Origin of the sequence: Salmonella sp. 3C, from assembly GCF_025426275.1 — a bacterium.
Lineage (GTDB): Bacteria > Pseudomonadota > Gammaproteobacteria > Enterobacterales > Enterobacteriaceae > Salmonella > Salmonella enterica.
In genome coordinates this window covers 1,471,042-1,487,831 of the sequence record NZ_CP104858.1, presented here as the reverse complement: position 1 = coordinate 1,487,831, position 16,790 = coordinate 1,471,042, and the positions used below count along the sequence as shown (strand labels likewise).

The window sequence follows — 16,790 nt, the reverse complement described above, 5'->3', positions numbered from 1 at the left end:
AATTGGTGGATAAAACTGGTTTCAGGTTAAATAAAAGTTAATTACTGGATTTATATGCTGAAACAATGAGATGAGGCGGAAGGACGTGCCTGATTGTACCGCCGGGTACGCTTTACATACCCGGCCTGGGTCCACACAGCAGTAGGCCGAATGACGCCGCCGTGCGTGCCATTCGGCAGCAAGCCGCAGACTAGCGTTGCGTTTTACCCGGCATTCGCGGGTCGTCCTTGTATTCGGCGGTGGCTATCCAGGCCGCGCAGAATAACGTCAGGCGGGCAAAAAAGTAGAAGAAGGCCATCAGACCGAGTACGGAGCCAAACGCCGCGCCGGAAGGCGATTTCACCAGTGACGGCAGCGTATAGGTCATAATGATTTTAATCACCTCAAAACCGATAGCGGCGATAAATGTCCCGCGAATCAACGCTTTTTTACGGGGACGATGGCGAGGCAGTCGCCAGAAAATCCAGAAAAAAAGTAGATAGTTGGCAAAAATAGAGATGGCCAGACCGATCAAATGCCAGGCCGGTTTTAACCATTCGATGCTGTCGAGATACAAGGCGGAGATGATCATCTGCTGGGCGGAACCGGCGATGGAAGTAATGGACAGCGTAATGATTAAAGCGATTAATAATCCAATCAGCGAGATAAAATCGCGCAGATATTTGAGCCAGATTTTCTCCTGATCCTGCGGCTTGCGCTCCCAGACGTCCCGTGACTGGGCGCGAATCGCTTCCCGCAGGTTGCCCATCCAGTTAACGCCGGAATAGAGCGCGATACCCAGTCCGACCAGCCCTACCGTGGTACGCTGTTGAACCGCCGTATTAATCGTATTTTTAAGCGTGGACGCCAGCGTAGGATCGCTCACATTCATCAATATCTTGCTGAAAATATCTTCCAGTAGATTAGGGTGCGAGGCGAGGATAAAACCTGCCGCGGCAAAGGACACCATCATTATCGGGATCATCGACAGAAACGAAAAGTAGGTGATAGCCGCGCCAAACTGATTACCCAGTCGATCGTTAAAACGTTCGGTCGCGCGAATGAGGTGGGCCACCATTGGTTGACGCTGAATTTTTTGCATCAGGGTGGTGACGGAATGCAACGCCTGATTTGCCTTTTCGTTTTTTTCCGGGGCGTCATGCGGCTGCGTTTCTATTTTTTGTATCGGGTCGTGCTCCAGTTCCTGAATAGGGCGTTTTACGTCATTTTCCTGCGTCATCAGGTCGGTAGTCCTTCATCATTAATAGAATATGTCAGTATAGCTTCTCCCCGGTGGATGCTGAAAATGCGGCTACTCTGCGGCCTCTTTAATGCTTTCCGTCAGCCATACCATAAACAGGTGTACCCGGCGGGAAAGATTACGGCGATGGGGATAATGCAGCGTCATCGGCAGTGGAGCGGCGCGATATTGCGGTAAAATTTCAATGAGCGTTCCGGCGCGTAACGCCTCCCGTACAGCAATGCGCGGCGTCTGAATGATTCCTAATCCTGCCAGACAGGCTGTATGCCAAGTCTCCGTACTGTTTACCGTTAGCATTCCGCCGGTTTTTACCCACTGCATACCGTGGGGAGTTTCAAAGGCAAAACCCGGTGAAGAAACTCCCGGGGTCAATGAATAATGCACCACCGCATGTGAGGCGAGATCGTCAAGGTTTTCTGGATACCCAAAGCGCGCCAGGTATTGTGGGCTGGCGCAGTTCACTCTTCTCAGTTTGCCAAGCGGGCGCGTCAGTATCCCTGGCGCATGTAGCGGCTCTGTGCGCACCACGCAGTCGAAATCTTCCCGTAGTAAATCGACCTGTCGATCGCTACTACAAAGTTCCAGCGCAATGCCGGGATACTGATGCAAAAAAGTGGGCAGGCGCGGCATGATGAGGCTGTTTGCGAGACATGGCGGTATATCTACCCGTATTTTGCCACTGATACTGGCGGGATCAGGCTGGAAAAGACCCTCCAGTTCATCCAGGTTACTCAACAGATCTTTTGCCCGTTCGTAGTAAACCATTCCGTCCTGAGTAAGTTGTACCCGCCGGGTGGTGCGGTGGAGCAGGCGGATGCCCAGTTGATGTTCTAACGCTTGTATTTGCCGTGAGACGCTGCCTTTGGGAAGGCCGATATCCTCTGCTGCGCGGGAAAAACTTTCCCGTTCCGCCACGCGTACAAACAATTTCATTGCATATATTTTATCCATCATCAGGCTCTATTATTGTTCTTATTGAAACAGTGATGCTGAAGCGGCTGGTTTTATTGATTTTCTAGCACCTAATAAGCCCTTTCGCAATCATTGCTCGCGTGACGAATACGTCTGATCGCGTTGCGCGGCGGATTTATCGCCTTCCGGCCAGGCATTTTAGCGCCAAAAAGCCGATAAACGGGACGAGAGCGGTAAAACACGCTGATAGCCGCGGGTGTAGTGGGAGAGAGAAATGCATGTACATATACGGTATTGTCATTGACCCATCGTCGCGGTTTTCAGGCGGATTGGCTATTTTTTAACAAAATGTGCTACTTTATTTTTTGTAACACATCAGGTGAAAAGCAGATATTTCCTTTGTGACGCGCCAGGCGTACTCTTCATTAAATTAATATTCAAATTAGCCTTGGCTGTTCGCGCTAATAAGATATTCCTTACTTTAAAAGGCTAATTTTAGCGAATTCTGTAATCCCGATGTTGAAGCTGTAAATATTCATAACCTTTCCCTTCCTCAACCAATGACTATCGGTAAAATGGCCTATACCAAATGGCGACTTCTTATTTTACCCTACGGGTAATACCCTTCCTCATCTTGAGACTATTATCTTACCCAGGTGGAGAAAAGTAATGCAGGTAATCATGTTTGACAGGCAGTCAATATTTATTCATGGAATGAAAATCAGTTTGCAGCAGCACATTCCAGGAATAAGTATCCAGAGTGTCGGTCAGGCAGAAGAACTCTGGCAAAAAATAGAAAGCGCGCCGGATGCGCTGGTCATGCTGGATAGCGGCCTGGATGCTGAATTTTGCCGCGAGGTGTTACAAAGAACCGTGCAGCAATTTCCGGAGGTGAAGATTATTATCACGGCGATGGATGGCAGTCAAAAGTGGCTGCATGAAGTCATGCAATTTAACGTTCAGGCCGTGGTGCCACGCGATTCTGATGCCGAAACCTTTGTCCTTGCGCTCAATGCTGTCGCTCGCGGGATGATGTTTTTACCGGGGGATTGGTTAAATTCAACGGAGCTGGAGTCCCGTGATATAAAAGCGTTAAGCGCCCGCCAGCGGGAAATTTTGCAGATGCTTGCCGCAGGAGAATCAAATAAACAAATTGGGCGGGCGTTAAATATTAGTACCGGGACGGTTAAAGCGCATCTGGAGTCGCTTTACCGGCGGCTGGATGTAAAAAATCGTACCCAGGCCGCCATGATGTTAAATGAATCGAATTAACGACGTTAAATTCGCAGTCCGCTTATTTCTGGCTGTGAAATATCACCCGTATTGATTAATGATAAAAAACGCTGATGTCCGATGCTGAACATCAGCGCAATAAGCGTTTCGCGTTGAAACCGATCGTTAAGTTCCGGCAAACAATTCTGTAGCAGTATATCGCAGCTATTGAGGTCATCCAGCAAGAATGCCTCCGCTTGGTCGGGCGTAATGAACGTCAGCGTCTCATCCGGCGTCAACATATGCCCGTAACCAATCACCCAGTTACCCTGCCGATCGCGATACTTTTCCAGCGACAGACCCTGCCACTGTTTAATAAACGCGATGCAGGCGGAGCTAAAGCGAGATGAAATGTGCGGCATGGCATCTTTCTCATAAAAAGCGCGATTATAAAGTGTGCTGCACGCGTGGCTAGCGGTCAGACGGCCAAACGCAGGCAGGGAAAAGGTCTATGCCGTTCAGCGTCACGCCGCGTTGACAGAATGAAAAACTGATGTTTTTGGTTAGTAACCGATCTTCTTATAAATTTGCAATCATTAAGATTAAGTCACTGAAATGTGGCTGAATCTGTTATATCTATGAAAAAACATAATTAAAAGAAAACGAAGATCTCGTCGCGGGATCGTCTTTTTAGGGAAGATAATGACGAATAGCGCTTCGCAGGCGACACGTGCGCCTTTTGAACATAGCCTGGGGATTATCCGCCAGGCATCAATAGAAATCCTGCTGCTGCTGGGTATTCATACCACCGAGGGAAAAGAGCCCCGGTGGTTCATGGAACAACTTGAGCAGGCGCGTCTTAACCTGGGCGGTTGGGGCGCGGTGGCGAAAAAATTGCGGATAAATGACGCGCAGTTGAGCCAGTTTATGCTGCAACTGCGTCACCTTCAGCAGCATGTTCCCCAGTATGACAGCGGGCAAGAGGTGAGTGAAAATCAACTCCTTGCCGCGTTGCGTTTTGTCACCTCGCTGGAACATCTACGTCAGCAGCAGCCGCTACTGACGTATCAAACTGAGCTGGAAGAACCCGACCAGGAGGCGCATCTTGAGGCGCAGCGTCAGCTTCGGGCGATAGAACTGACGTTAAAAGCGCTTATTGCGCGCGCATGGCCGGATCGGGCGTCCCTGAATCACTACCTCAAGCAACATTTCGGCCCGGACCGTTTGCGCCAGTGGTTAAAACAGGGAGAAGATCAACATGCGCTGGAGGGCATGTTGTTCAGCGAACTGGCGCTTATGGTGGTTGATAAAAAATTGTTTGCCCGTCATTACGTCAGAATTTTTAATGACGCCTCAGCGTTAACGCTGTTCGCCGAGTCGCGCACCACTCTGCGTATGTTTCTGGATGATTGTCGCCTCGCGCGAAACGAGGTTATCGCCAGGCAGCCGCTTACCTCAGCGCAGCTTATGCTGCTAAACGTTCAGTATCAGCAAATCGTTCGGCCCATCCAGCGCGCCTATGCCGAAAAACGTACCCGCGTGAATCCCGCTTCGTTTCTGCTGGCGGATGAACGTGAATTGCGCCAGTTCTGGGAAACCGCGCGGCTTAAAGATCGGCAGGCCGGGGGAGATAAGCATGAGATTAGCGAGAGCATAGAACCACCGCGTAAGCGGCCTCCGCGTACGCCTGAAGAGCGTGAGCAACTTATTTCCGGCGCTTTGTGGGGCGCGGTTGGCGTCATGACGCTGGCGATACTGGCGGGCGCGTTCTGGCTATTTAGTTCGTCGTCGCCAGGCTCCGATAACGGGCAAGCTCCCGCAATGGCGCAGGATGAACCGCCGCGCGAGGCGCCTTCCGCGCGGGAAACGCTCAATCATATGGGGATTACCTGGGATGCGTTTACCATGCGGGCGGCGATAGAGAGCAATGATACGCGGGTGACGGCGCTGTTCCTCCAGGGCGGAATGAACTGGCAGCTCGCGTGGACGGAGCAGGCGTTTGCGGCAGGACATACCGAGGTGCTGCAACTGTTGTTGCGTTATCCCGCGCTGATGGATGAGGTCAAACCCTGCCGACGATTTATCACAACGTTAAGTCATGACATGTCGAGCGGCGCGCCGCTGACCGCGATGCATAAAACCTATTTGCAAACGTTTTGTACCGTTCCGGCTGTTGTGACGCGCCAGCAGCACGATACGGAGCAGGCCCGACTGCGCGCTCAGGCCCGGCCCAGCGCAGACAATAAAAAATGGCTGAAAATTCAGTCAGCCATTTATGATGCGATTCACTGAGGTCGGAGCAGGTTAAGGCTCTCCGTAAAGGCCAATCAGGCGGCGCACCACGCCATTGGTCCAGCCGAACCCATCCTGTAGCGGATACTCGCCCCCGCCGCCTTCGCGGGGCGTACCGCCGGAAATATGGTATTTCTCGATCAGTTTGTGGTGCTCCTGATAAAAATGGTTCACTGTTTTTAACCAGTTATGGGCGATTTCATCGCCCAGCATATCGTCGCCATACCGTTTGAAGCCCTGGATCGCCATCCATTGCAGCGGTGCCCAGCCGTTCGGTTTATCCCACTGTTCGCCGGTTTCGTATTCGGTCGCCATAATCCCGCCGGGCGTTAACAGACGGCTACGTACCACATTTGCCAGGCGGTCGGCCTGCTCATGGTTCGCCATACCGACATACAGCGGCACGATACTGGCGGCGGAAAAGAGCGCCATTTCTTCGCGTCGCCAGTCATAGTCCCGATAACAGCCGTTTTCATCATCCCACAAATAATGGTTCACGGCGGCGCGTCGATCGCTGGCTTTCTGGCGAAATAGCGCCTCGGTGTCACGTTCGCCTTTCAGCGCTGAAATATTGGCGATAGCGCTCTCCAGTTTATACAGAAAAGCGTTCAAATCGATAGGGATAAACTGGGTCGTACGTATGCTGGCAAGCCGGCCCGCATCGCGTAGCCAGCGTGAAGAATAGTCCCAGCCGGACGCCGCCCCGGCGCGCAAATCCCGGTAGACTTCATTGGGCGGACGACCGGAGTGTTTTGCGGTTTCGACATCTTCCAGCCAGGACTCGTCGCGCGGCGTGTCGCGATCGTCCCAGTAGCGGTTCAGCAGGGAGCCGTCCGGCATCCGCACAACGTGGCGATAAGCCTGGTTGAGCGCCAGCGATTCGGCGCCGTCCATCCAGAAGGCGTATTCCATTTTGAGATGGTCGAGATAACGCCGCGCGCCGCGTACGCCATCTTCTTCGAACAGTTCAACCATCAGGGCGAAAACCGGCGGCTGCGAGCGGCTCAGATAATAGGTCCGGTTGCCGTTGGGAATATGGCCATAGTTTTCAATCATCCAGGCGAAATTATCCGCCATACATTTAAGTAAGTCTTCGCGCCCGCTTTCCGCCAGACCCAGCATGGTAAAATAAGAGTCCCAATAATAGGTTTCGCTAAAGCGGCCTCCCGGCACGATATAGGATTGCGGCAGCGCCAGCAGCGAAGACCACGGAATATGATCCTGCGGTTCGCGCGTCAGTATCGGCCAAAGCTGGTCAATATGTTCTTTGAGCGAGTTTTCGGGGTTAGAGACATACTCGCTGGATAAGGTTTCCGGTAGCCAGAAATGGTTCTCGACGAAGCGGCGTAAATCAAAATCACGGTGGCGTCTGACCTTACGGTAGCGGATCAGGATATCAAGCGGGTCCATCTTCGGCGCGCAGTCCGGGAACGTTTTACTGTCTGGAAACAGTTTTGTTGACTGTACATGCTCGAACAGTTCGAGATACCGATCGGCAGGGGTCAGGGCGTCAGAGGCGGGAAGCCCCTCGATCATCTCCGGCTCCGGTTCCGCCTCGATCATTTCATCCAGCTTTAACTCGCACGGGTCTGTTTCATAAAGCAGATCGACATCAATAGTCAGATCTTCAGAAGGCGTGGGGTTTAATTTCTGGTTGAGCATAATGACAAGGACCTCCGGCTTGCGTCGTAAAAGATACGGGTGTTGCCCGGCTGTCTATTAAGCGTAGACATTCGCTTCGATACCTGAGTGGCAAAGTGTGCGATAGATCACATTTTGCAATTTGTCTCTCAAGAAAAACACTTCATAACTTACTGAATAGTATTGCGAAAATCCTATTTTCATGACGCCCGCCCCAGACCTAAAATCAGAACATTCGTTTCATAGCGGTATCACTACGTCACCGCATGGCGTGGATTCACAAGCAAAGGTAACGTAAATAGTTATAATACAAGCTATGGCACCATGATAATACAAATGGATACAAATGATCGAGCAACCCGACAGTAAAAGCGCCAAACCGCTTTATAAGCAGCTTGAAGCCGCCTTAAAAGAGGCCATTGCGCGTGGAGAGTATAAACCAGGCCAGCAGATCCCGACGGAAAATGAACTGAGCGCGCGCTGGCAGGTGAGCAGGGTCACGGTCCGTAAGGCGTTGGATGCGCTGACGCGTGAAAATTTGCTGACCCGTGTCTCCGGCAAAGGCACCTTTGTCTCTGGTGAGAAATTTCAGCGTAGCATGACCGGCATCATGAGTTTCAGCGAGTTATGCCAGTCCCAGGGACGTCGCCCGGGGTCACGCACCATCAAATCCGTTTTTGAATCGGTAGACGATGAGACAAAAGCGTTACTGAATATGAACGATGGCGAAAAAGCGGTCGTCATTGAACGTATCCGCTATGCCGACGATGTGGCGGTATCGCTGGAAACCGTACATCTTCCCCCACGTTTTGCGTTTTTGCTGGACGAAGATCTTAATAATCACTCTTTGTATGAATGCTTACGCGAGAAATACCATTTATGGTTTACCCACTCCCGTAAGATGATCGAACTGGTTTATGCCAGCTTTGAAGTCGCCCATTATCTTGGCGTCAACGAGGGTTATCCGCTGATCCTGATAAAAAGTGAAATGATTGATAACAAAGGAGAACTCTCCTGCGTTTCGCAACAGTTGATTGTCGGCGATAAAATACGGTTTACCGTATGATGTCAGCATTACGCTAACGAAGAGCAGGCTGAATCGGGATCCAGATCGCGGATCCCGATTTTTTTTGGTTTCCATCTTGATCAAATGTCTTTAAATGTCATATAAAAATAATAATACATTATGAGTCATTTATGGCGAATCCTCGCCTGTATCATTGATGGAACCAGAGGAAAGCATGATGGGTATGAAAGAGACAGTTAGCAATATTGTGACCAGCCAGGCAGAGAAAGGAGGCATTAAACACGTCTATTATGTGGCGTGCGGCGGTTCTTATGCGGCGTTCTATCCGGCGAAAGCATTTTTAGAAAAAGAAGCGAAAGCGTTGACTGTCGGTCTGTATAACAGCGGAGAATTTATTAACAACCCGCCGGTAGCGCTGGGAGAAAATGCCGTTGTGGTTGTCGCCTCCCACAAAGGTAATACGCCAGAGACAATTAAAGCGGCTGAAATCGCCCGTCAGCACGGCGCGCCGGTCATTGGTTTAACCTGGGTAATGGATTCACCGTTGGTGGCGCATTGCGACTATGTGGAAACGTACACGTTTGGCGACGGTAAAGATATTGCCGGAGAGAAAACGATGAAAGGCCTGCTGAGTGCGGTCGAACTGCTCCAGCAGACGGAAGGGTATGCGCACTACGACGATTTTCAGGATGGCGTCAGCAAAATCAACCGTATCGTCTGGCGCGCTTGCGAGCAGGTAGCGGAGCGTGCGCAGGCGTTCGCGCAGGAATATAAAGACGATAAAGTCATTTACACCGTCGCCAGTGGCGCGGGCTATGGCGCAGCCTACCTACAGAGCATCTGTATCTTTATGGAAATGCAATGGATACATTCCGCCTGTATTCATAGCGGTGAGTTTTTCCACGGGCCGTTTGAAATTACCGATGCGAATACGCCTTTCTTATTCCAGTTTTCCGAGGGCAATACGCGGGCGGTGGATGAACGCGCGTTAAACTTCCTGAAAAAATATGGCCGCCGGATTGAAGTTGTCGATGCGAAAGAACTGGGGCTATCGACCATTAAAACCACGGTTATTGATTACTTTAACCACTCTCTCTTTAATAACGTTTATCCCGTTTACAATCGGGCGTTAGCTGAGGCGCGTCAGCATCCGTTAACGACGCGCCGCTATATGTGGAAAGTGGAATATTAATTACATCAGGATGGATAAAAAAGCAGGGACGCTTTTTATTGTAAAGACAAACAAGGAATAATGATGAGCATCAGCGTATTGGGTATTGGCGACAACGTTGTCGATAAATACCTGCATTCCGGAATCATGTACCCCGGCGGTAATGCATTAAATTTTGCTGTCTATGCGAAATTAGCAGACATCCCCAGCGCGTTTATGGGGGCGTTTGGCAATGACGACGCCGCGCAGCACGTACAGGATGTATTACACCAGCTACAGATAGACATCTCTCACAGCCGCCATTATACCGGCGAAAATGGGTATGCCTGTATCCGTCTCTCGCATGGTGATCGACAATTTGTCGCCAGCAACAAAAACGGCGTATTGCGGGAACATCCTTTTAGTCTGTCTGACGACGATCTTCGCTATATATCACAATTTACCTTAGTCCATTCCAGTATTAACGGCCACCTGGAATCGGAACTGGAGAAAATTAAACAACAAACCGTCTTACTCTCTTTTGATTTTTCCGGGCGCGGTACAGACGACTATTTTAAAAAGGTATGCCCGTGGGTAGATTATGGATTTATCTCCTGTAGCGGGTTATCGCCAGATGAAATCAAAATAAAACTCAATAAACTTTATCGTTATGGCTGTCGGCATATTATTGCCACCTGCGGGCATGAAAAAGTTTATTATTTTTCCGGCGCGGATTATCTGGAGTGGCAACCTGCTTATATCGAACCTGTCGATACGCTGGGCGCAGGCGACGCCTTCTTAACCGGTTTTTTGCTTTCCATTTTGCAATCGGGTATGGCGGAACCCGATAAAGAAAGCGTGCTACGCGCCATGCGGCAGGGCGGGAAATCGGCGGCGCAGGTGTTATCTCATTACGGCGCATTTGGTTTTGGTAAACCGTTTGCACAATAGGTTACGTCCCTCAATGTAAAGCGACACTCACTCCAGATAACCCAGGAGGAAGTATGTTTTGGACGGAATTATGTTTTATCCTTGTGGCCCTGATGATAGGCGCCAGGATCGGCGGCGTATTTTTAGGGATGGTCGGCGGGTTAGGCGTCGGCGTGATGGTTTTTATTTTTGGCCTGACGCCTTCTACGCCACCGATTGATGTTATTCTGATTATTCTTTCTGTTGTCCTGGCGGCCGCTTCTTTACAGGCCTCCGGCGGGCTGGATTTACTGGTCAAACTGGCGGAAAAAATTCTGCGTCGCCACCCTCGTTACATTACGTTATTAGCGCCGTTTATCTGTTATATCTTCACTTTTATGTCAGGAACGGGGCATGTCGTTTATAGCTTGTTACCGGTTATTTCTGAAGTCGCACGGGATTCAGGTATTCGACCGGAACGTCCTTTATCTATTTCCGTTATCGCATCGCAGCAGGCGATCACCGCCAGTCCTATATCTGCCGCCATGGCGGCGATGATTGGTTTAATGGCGCCGTTGGGCGTCTCTATTTCAACCATTATGATGATTTGCGTGCCCGCCACGTTAATCGGCGTAGCGATGGGGGCAATAGCGACCTTTAATAAAGGAAAAGAGTTAAAAGACGATCCGGAATATCAACGTCGGCTTGCTGAAGGGTTAATTAAACCTGCGCAGAAAGAAAGTAAAAATACGGTAGTCACTTCGCGCGCCAAATTGTCGGTGGCGTTATTTCTGACCAGCGCGATCGTTATCGTTCTGTTAGGACTGATTCCGGCGCTGCGGCCCATGGTGGAAACAGCGAAAGGGCTACAACCGCTTTCGATGTCCGCCGCTATCCAGATTACGATGCTCTCTTTTGCCTGCCTGATTGTGTTGTTATGTCGGCCGCAGGTCGATCAGATTATCAGCGGTACGGTATTTCGGGCGGGCGCGCTGGCGATTGTCTGCGCCTTCGGCCTGGCCTGGATGAGTGAGACGTTCGTGAATGGTCATATCGCGTTGATTAAGGCAGAAGTGCAAACTCTATTGCAACAGCATACCTGGCTTATCGCCATTATGATGTTTTTTGTGTCCGCTATGGTCAGCAGCCAGGCGGCAACGACGTTAATTCTGTTGCCGCTGGGGCTGGCGTTAGGGGTGCCCGCTTATGCGTTAATCGGCTCCTGGCCTGCCGTTAACGGCTATTTCTTTATTCCGGTGGCGGGGCAGTGTCTGGCGGCGCTGGCGTTTGACGACACCGGTACGACGCGTATCGGCAAATATGTGCTTAACCATAGTTTTATGCGTCCGGGATTAGTTAACGTGATTGTCTCGGTCATTGTCGGGCTGTTAATAGGAAAAATGGTTCTGGCCTGATTGTTATTAAATTTTTTATAGCACACGTCACTTATTATTTTTAATTCAGAGGAAGAAAATGAAAATCAGAGTTTTCATGGCCACCGTGTTGCTGCTCATCAGCCACTGTGTATTTAGCACAACGTCACTACCGCATATTGTTATTCTCGCGACAGGCGGTACCATCGCCGGGACGGCAGCCAATAATACGCAAACCGCCGGATATAAATCCGGTGAACTTGGCGTGCAAACATTAATAAATGCCGTGCCGGAAATGAATAATATCGCTCGCGTTGACGGCGAGCAGGTGGCGAATATTGGTAGCGAAAATATGACCAGCGATATCATCCTGAAACTTTCACAGAAGGTGAATGCGTTATTGGCGCGGGACGATGTTGACGGTGTGGTTATTACTCATGGCACTGACACGCTCGATGAAACCGCCTACTTTCTTAATTTGACCGTGAAAAGCGACAAACCGGTGGTGTTTACCGCTGCAATGCGGCCCGCGTCGGCAATCAGCGCCGATGGCGCAATGAACCTGCTGGAAGCGGTCACGGTGGCTGCTGACCCGAATGCGAAGGGACGCGGTGTAATGGTCGTTTTAAACGATCGTATTGGTTCGGCGCGCTTTGTAACGAAAACCAATGCCACGACTCTGGATACCTTTAAAGCGCCGGAAGAGGGCTATCTGGGGGTCATCGTTAATGGTAAGCCACAGTTCGAAACGCGGGTGGAAAAAATTCATACCCTGCGATCTGTTTTTGACGTACGTAATATCAAAAAATTACCCAATGTGGTGATTATTTACGGCTATCAGGACGACCCGGAATATATGTATGATGCGGCGATCGCCCATCACGCGGACGGTATTATTTATGCCGGAACCGGCGCAGGTTCGGTCTCGGTACGCAGCGACGCGGGGATTAAAAAAGCGGAGAAAGCCGGGATTATCGTGGTGCGCGCTTCCCGCACCGGAAACGGCGTCGTACCGTTGGATAAAGGGCAGCCAGGGCTGGTGTCTGACTCGCTCAACCCGGCGAAGGCGCGAGTCTTGCTGATGACGGCATTAACTCAGACGCGTAATCCGGAACTGATCCAGAGTTATTTCAGTACGTATTAATCATGCAGGCTTGTGCGCCCACCCTTGAAGATGGGCGCACAAGATATTAACGCATGGTCACAAACTCTTCCGATGCGGTCGGGTGAATAGCGACGGTATTATCGAAGTCTTTCTTGGTAGCGCCCATCTTCAGCGCCACTGCGAAGCCCTGCAACATTTCATCCATGCCGAAGCCGATACCGTGGATACCCACAATTTTTTCTTCCGGCCCGACGCAGACCAGCTTCATACGGCACGGCTGGCGGTGCGTCGTCACCGCGGTATACATAGCGGTAAACGATGATTTATAGACTTTTACCTGCTCGTCGCCGTACTGCTCGCGCGCCTGCGGCTCGCTTAACCCGACGGTGCCGATAGGCGGATGGCTAAAGACCACGGTCGGGATGTTGCTGTAGTCCAGATGCTCGTCCGGCTTGTTGTTAAACAGGCGTTCGGAGAGACGGCGACCGGCGGCGACGGCGACTGGCGTTAACTCCACTGCGCCGGTGTTATCGCCAACGGCGTAAATGCCTTCAACGTTGGTATTCTGGAATTTATCGACAATGATGTAACCTTTTTCATTGGTTTTCACGCCCGCTGCCGCCAGATTAATATTGTCGGTCGACGGTTCGCGACCAATGGCCCAGATCAGGCAATCAACGGTTTCACTGCGGCCATCTTCCAGTTCCAGAGTCAGACTGCCGTCGGCGTTTTTTACCACCGCTTTCGGCACGGCGTGAGTATGCAGTTGCGGGCCTTCGGCGTTCATCACCTCAACCAGCGTTTCGCTAATCATCGGGTCAAAACTGCGCAGCGGCGCATGTTTACGGACAAACAGATGCGTTTTCGCCCCTAGCGCGTTGATAACGCCAGCCAGTTCAACAGCGATATAACCTGCGCCTACCACCGCGACGCGCTCCGGCAAGGCAGACAGCGCAAAGAAACCGTCGGAATCAATGCCGTATTCCACGCCTGGAATGCTCGGATGGCTCGGACGGCCGCCGGTAGCGATCAAAATATGGTCGGCGGTGATGGTTTCGCCGTTCACTTCAATGGTTTTGGCATCGACAAAGCGGGCAAAGCCTTTAATCACATCCACGTTATTTTTGCCCAGCACGTTGTCGTATGAAGTATGGATGCGGTCAATATACGCGGTACGGCTGGCAATCAGCTTGCTCCAGTCGAACTGATTAATCGTGGTGTCAAAACCGTAGTCCGGGCCATACAGATGAATCGCTTCACGAATCTGCGCGGCATGCCACATCACTTTCTTCGGCACGCAGCCCACGTTAACACAGGTACCGCCCAGCTCTTTGGCTTCGATGAGCGCGCATTTCTGGCCGTACATAGCGGCGCGGTTAATCGAGGCGATACCGCCGCTGCCGCCGCCGATAGCGATGTAATCATAGTGTTTGGTCATGACCGCTCCTTTATGTTCGTTGTCGGACGGATAGATTCTGCGCTACCCGCCAAAATATTCGCGATTGTATACCTGAAGGTGAAAGGTTCCACCGATGGCTGTGATTACTCCGGCACGATCCAGCTTACCGAAGTGTGTCCGTGACCGTTTGGCGCCAACCTGCTGTGCAGCCACGGTAGCACGTTGTTCATCTGCTGCTCCAGTTTCCACGGCGGGTTAACCACGATCATACCGGACGCCGTCATCCCGCGCTGATCGCTGTCCGGGCGGATCGCCAGCTCAATTTGCAGGATTTTACGGATGCCGGTGGCCTCCAGATCATGAACCATGCGCTTAATTTGCTGGCGGAGCACCACCGGATACCATAGCGCGTATGTCCCGGTGGCGAAACGTTTATAACCCTCGCTGATGCCGCTGACTACCGCCTGGTAGTCGGTTTTCATTTCATAAGGCGGGTCAATGAGGATCAGACCGCGGCGGGAAACCGGCGGTAATTTGGCTTTCAGTTGCTGATAGCCGTCAGCGCGTTCCACGCGGGCGCGGTTGTCTTTTTGAAACTCCGCGCGCAACAGTGGGAAGTCGCTGGGATGCAATTCCGTGAGTTGCAGACTGTCCTGCTCACGCAGCAACTGGCGGGCGATTAACGGGGAGCCCGGATAGTAGCGTAACTGCCCGCTGCGGTTGAAATGTTTTACGACGCTAATATACGGTTCCAGTTCGGCGGGCAGATCGTCCTGCTGCCAGATACGGGCGATGCCTTCCAGATACTCTCCGGTACGTTCAGCATGTTCGCTGCCCAATTGATAACGCCCCGCGCCCGCGTGCGTGTCCAGATAGAGAAACGGTTTTTCTTTCTCTTTTAGCGACTCGATGATCAGGCTCTGAACGGTATGTTTAAGGACGTCGGCGTGGTTGCCAGCGTGAAAGCTGTGACGATAACTGAGCATGGATGCAGATATTCCGGGAAGTAAACAAGTTAGCCGATAGTTTACCGCAGATCCGTAGAGATTACCCCAGTACCGCCATGTTGTTTCGCGCGTTGTGAAAGTATTGCAAGACGTGTTCGTATCATCAAACCGTCAACTGCGCAGGCCAGCATCGCCTGTGGGCAAGGTAGTGGTTTTGACCTGGCGTTATTTTTAATGAAAGGAACCATAATGAAACTACACATTACTGTACTGGCGTCATCTCTGGCGCTGGCGATGCCGGCACTGGCGAAAGATATTCCCCTGTCCCAGGCGGAGTCGATAGCGAAAAGCGTGACGCCCGACTCGGCGAGCGTCGCCTTTAATGACCTTGAGGCTCAATGGCTGACACAGTTGCGTAAGGCATTACAAGGCGATACCGCCGCGTTGACTCGCGACGCCATGGCTCAGATGCGACAGAATTCCATCCAGGCGGATAATGCCTGGTTACAGGCTAGCGGTTATGATTTTCATACTACTGAGAATCAACAGATGGGAATTACCCTACTTTCCGCCTTCAATACATTGCCGGAAGCAGTATTGAAAGACAATCTGGCGACGGTGACGGCGATTAATCACGATGCCGATGTTAATACCCGTCACCAGGCGCTGGCGGATGCGGAAAGCGTGGAGTATCTCTATTTCCTGAGCGACGCAATGGGGCCGCGGCTGGGGCGGGCATTTCTCGCCGCTTATGATAAAGGTGAGTTGGGCAAAGCGGCGGCGTTGATTAAAGCCTCGGAAGTCAGCACCGGCGCGGCGAAAAAATATTTTCATTACCCGCGTCCTTTCCAGGTGCCGGGTAATACTATCCATCTGACGCCGGATGATGTGGTGGTAAAAGATGGTCATCCTTATACCGCGGGTGGCGGTGCTTTCCCCAGCGGACACACGAATACCGGTTATACGGATGCGCTGTTGATGGCGGAAATGATCCCGGAACGCTTTGATGCGCTGGTGATTCGTGGCGCGCGTTATGGCTATTCTCGCCTGGTCCTTGGCGTACACTATCCGCTGGATGTGATGGGCGCGCGGATGGTCGCGCAGCGTAATGTCGCGCATTATCTTAACGATCCGTATTACCGTACGTTATTCAACGAAGCTCGCGCTCAACTGCGTGAGGCGCTGGTGAAAGAGTGCGGTACGACGATTGTCGAATGCGCGGCATCGACCGGAAAAGACGATCCGTACCGCGATCCGGCCATGCATACCTTCTACCGCTTCACCATGACTTATAACCTGCCGCAACAGAAAGGCGAGCATCAGCCGTTGAAAATACCAAAAGGCGCCGATGTTCTGCTACAGACAGCGCTGCCGAACCTGTCGTCAGCGCAGTGTCAGGCGTTAATGGAAGAGACGGCGTTACCGGCAGGATATCCGTTGTCGGGCGAGACCGAGGATCAACAGTTCTGGCAGCGTCTGGATCTGTCCGCTGCTTACGAGATGGCGAGAAAAACGCGCTGACGTTGTCACCCGGCTTATAAAACGTAAGCCGGGATGATGTTAAAGGGGCGGCTTATTGCAGC

14 protein-coding genes are annotated in these 16,790 nt (G+C 51.6%); 8 read left to right on the top strand and 6 right to left on the bottom strand.

The annotated features are described in order from the left end of the window. Positions 1–190: 190 nt before the first annotated feature. Positions 191–1,219, bottom strand: coding sequence for an inner membrane protein YhjD (yhjD, locus tag N7E69_RS07115; RefSeq protein ID WP_000191231.1), 1,029 nt, complete (start codon positions 1,217–1,219; stop codon positions 191–193). A gap of 72 nt (positions 1,220–1,291) precedes the next feature. Continuing rightward, complete coding sequence (locus N7E69_RS07110) at positions 1,292–2,191, bottom strand: LysR family transcriptional regulator (RefSeq protein ID WP_000358044.1); 900 nt, start codon at positions 2,189–2,191, stop codon at positions 1,292–1,294. A gap of 630 nt (positions 2,192–2,821) precedes the next feature. On the opposite strand from N7E69_RS07110, the gene N7E69_RS07105 reads away from it, so the two are divergent. Continuing rightward, positions 2,822–3,424: a response regulator transcription factor gene (locus N7E69_RS07105; protein ID WP_001196089.1), complete on the top strand. Its 603-nt coding sequence runs from the start codon at positions 2,822–2,824 to the stop codon at positions 3,422–3,424. A gap of 5 nt (positions 3,425–3,429) precedes the next feature. Here the strand turns inward: N7E69_RS07105 and N7E69_RS07100 are convergent, their stop codons facing one another. Then, positions 3,430–3,786, bottom strand: coding sequence for a glycoside hydrolase family protein (locus tag N7E69_RS07100; RefSeq protein WP_001120249.1), 357 nt, complete (start codon positions 3,784–3,786; stop codon positions 3,430–3,432). Positions 3,787–4,066: 280 nt separating this feature from the next. Between N7E69_RS07100 and N7E69_RS07095 the strand changes: the two genes are divergently transcribed. Further along, entirely contained in the window at positions 4,067–5,656 is a 1,590-nt protein-coding gene (locus N7E69_RS07095) for an STY4199 family HEPN domain-containing protein (protein WP_000185024.1), read from the top strand. A 12-nt stretch (positions 5,657–5,668) separates the two neighbouring features. On the opposite strand, the gene N7E69_RS07090 is transcribed toward N7E69_RS07095, so the two are convergent. Next, positions 5,669–7,318 carry an alpha,alpha-trehalase gene (locus N7E69_RS07090; protein ID WP_000934257.1) on the bottom strand — a complete coding sequence of 550 codons (1,650 nt, stop codon included), beginning with the start codon at positions 7,316–7,318 and terminating at the stop codon, positions 5,669–5,671. A gap of 325 nt (positions 7,319–7,643) precedes the next feature. Here N7E69_RS07090 and N7E69_RS07085 point away from each other — a divergent pair, with 325 nt between their 5' ends. The 5 genes from N7E69_RS07085 to fraE all read left to right on the top strand — a co-directional run bounded on the left by N7E69_RS07085 (position 7,644) and on the right by fraE (position 12,900). Next, complete coding sequence (locus N7E69_RS07085) at positions 7,644–8,363, top strand: GntR family transcriptional regulator (protein WP_000572566.1); 720 nt, start codon at positions 7,644–7,646, stop codon at positions 8,361–8,363. Positions 8,364–8,538: 175 nt separating this feature from the next. Next, positions 8,539–9,516 carry a 6-phosphofructose-aspartate deglycase gene (gene fraB, locus N7E69_RS07080; protein ID WP_012539922.1) on the top strand — a complete coding sequence of 326 codons (978 nt, stop codon included), beginning with the start codon at positions 8,539–8,541 and terminating at the stop codon, positions 9,514–9,516. 63 nt (positions 9,517–9,579) lie between these two features. Further along, complete coding sequence (gene fraD, locus N7E69_RS07075; protein WP_000028433.1) at positions 9,580–10,425, top strand: fructose-aspartate kinase; 846 nt, start codon at positions 9,580–9,582, stop codon at positions 10,423–10,425. A gap of 53 nt (positions 10,426–10,478) precedes the next feature. Beyond that, on the top strand, positions 10,479–11,798 hold the full coding sequence (locus N7E69_RS07070; protein ID WP_000498936.1) for an anaerobic C4-dicarboxylate transporter family protein: 1,320 nt from the start codon (positions 10,479–10,481) through the stop codon (positions 11,796–11,798). Positions 11,799–11,856: 58 nt separating this feature from the next. Then, positions 11,857–12,900, top strand: a complete 1,044-nt coding sequence (fraE, locus tag N7E69_RS07065) for a fructose-asparagine asparaginase (RefSeq protein ID WP_000702752.1) — start codon at positions 11,857–11,859, stop codon at positions 12,898–12,900. A 46-nt stretch (positions 12,901–12,946) separates the two neighbouring features. Here fraE and gorA read toward each other — a convergent pair whose 3' ends face one another. Next, entirely contained in the window at positions 12,947–14,299 is a 1,353-nt protein-coding gene (gorA, locus tag N7E69_RS07060) for a glutathione-disulfide reductase (protein ID WP_000160778.1), read from the bottom strand. A 104-nt stretch (positions 14,300–14,403) separates the two neighbouring features. Beyond that, the gene (locus tag N7E69_RS07055) at positions 14,404–15,246 is read right to left on the bottom strand and encodes a 23S rRNA (adenine(2030)-N(6))-methyltransferase RlmJ (protein WP_000954238.1); all 843 of its coding nucleotides are present in this window, start codon (positions 15,244–15,246) and stop codon (positions 14,404–14,406) included. A 210-nt stretch (positions 15,247–15,456) separates the two neighbouring features. Between N7E69_RS07055 and N7E69_RS07050 the strand changes: the two genes are divergently transcribed. Next, complete coding sequence (locus tag N7E69_RS07050; protein ID WP_000766155.1) at positions 15,457–16,728, top strand: acid phosphatase; 1,272 nt, start codon at positions 15,457–15,459, stop codon at positions 16,726–16,728. Positions 16,729–16,790: the final 62 nt, after the last annotated feature.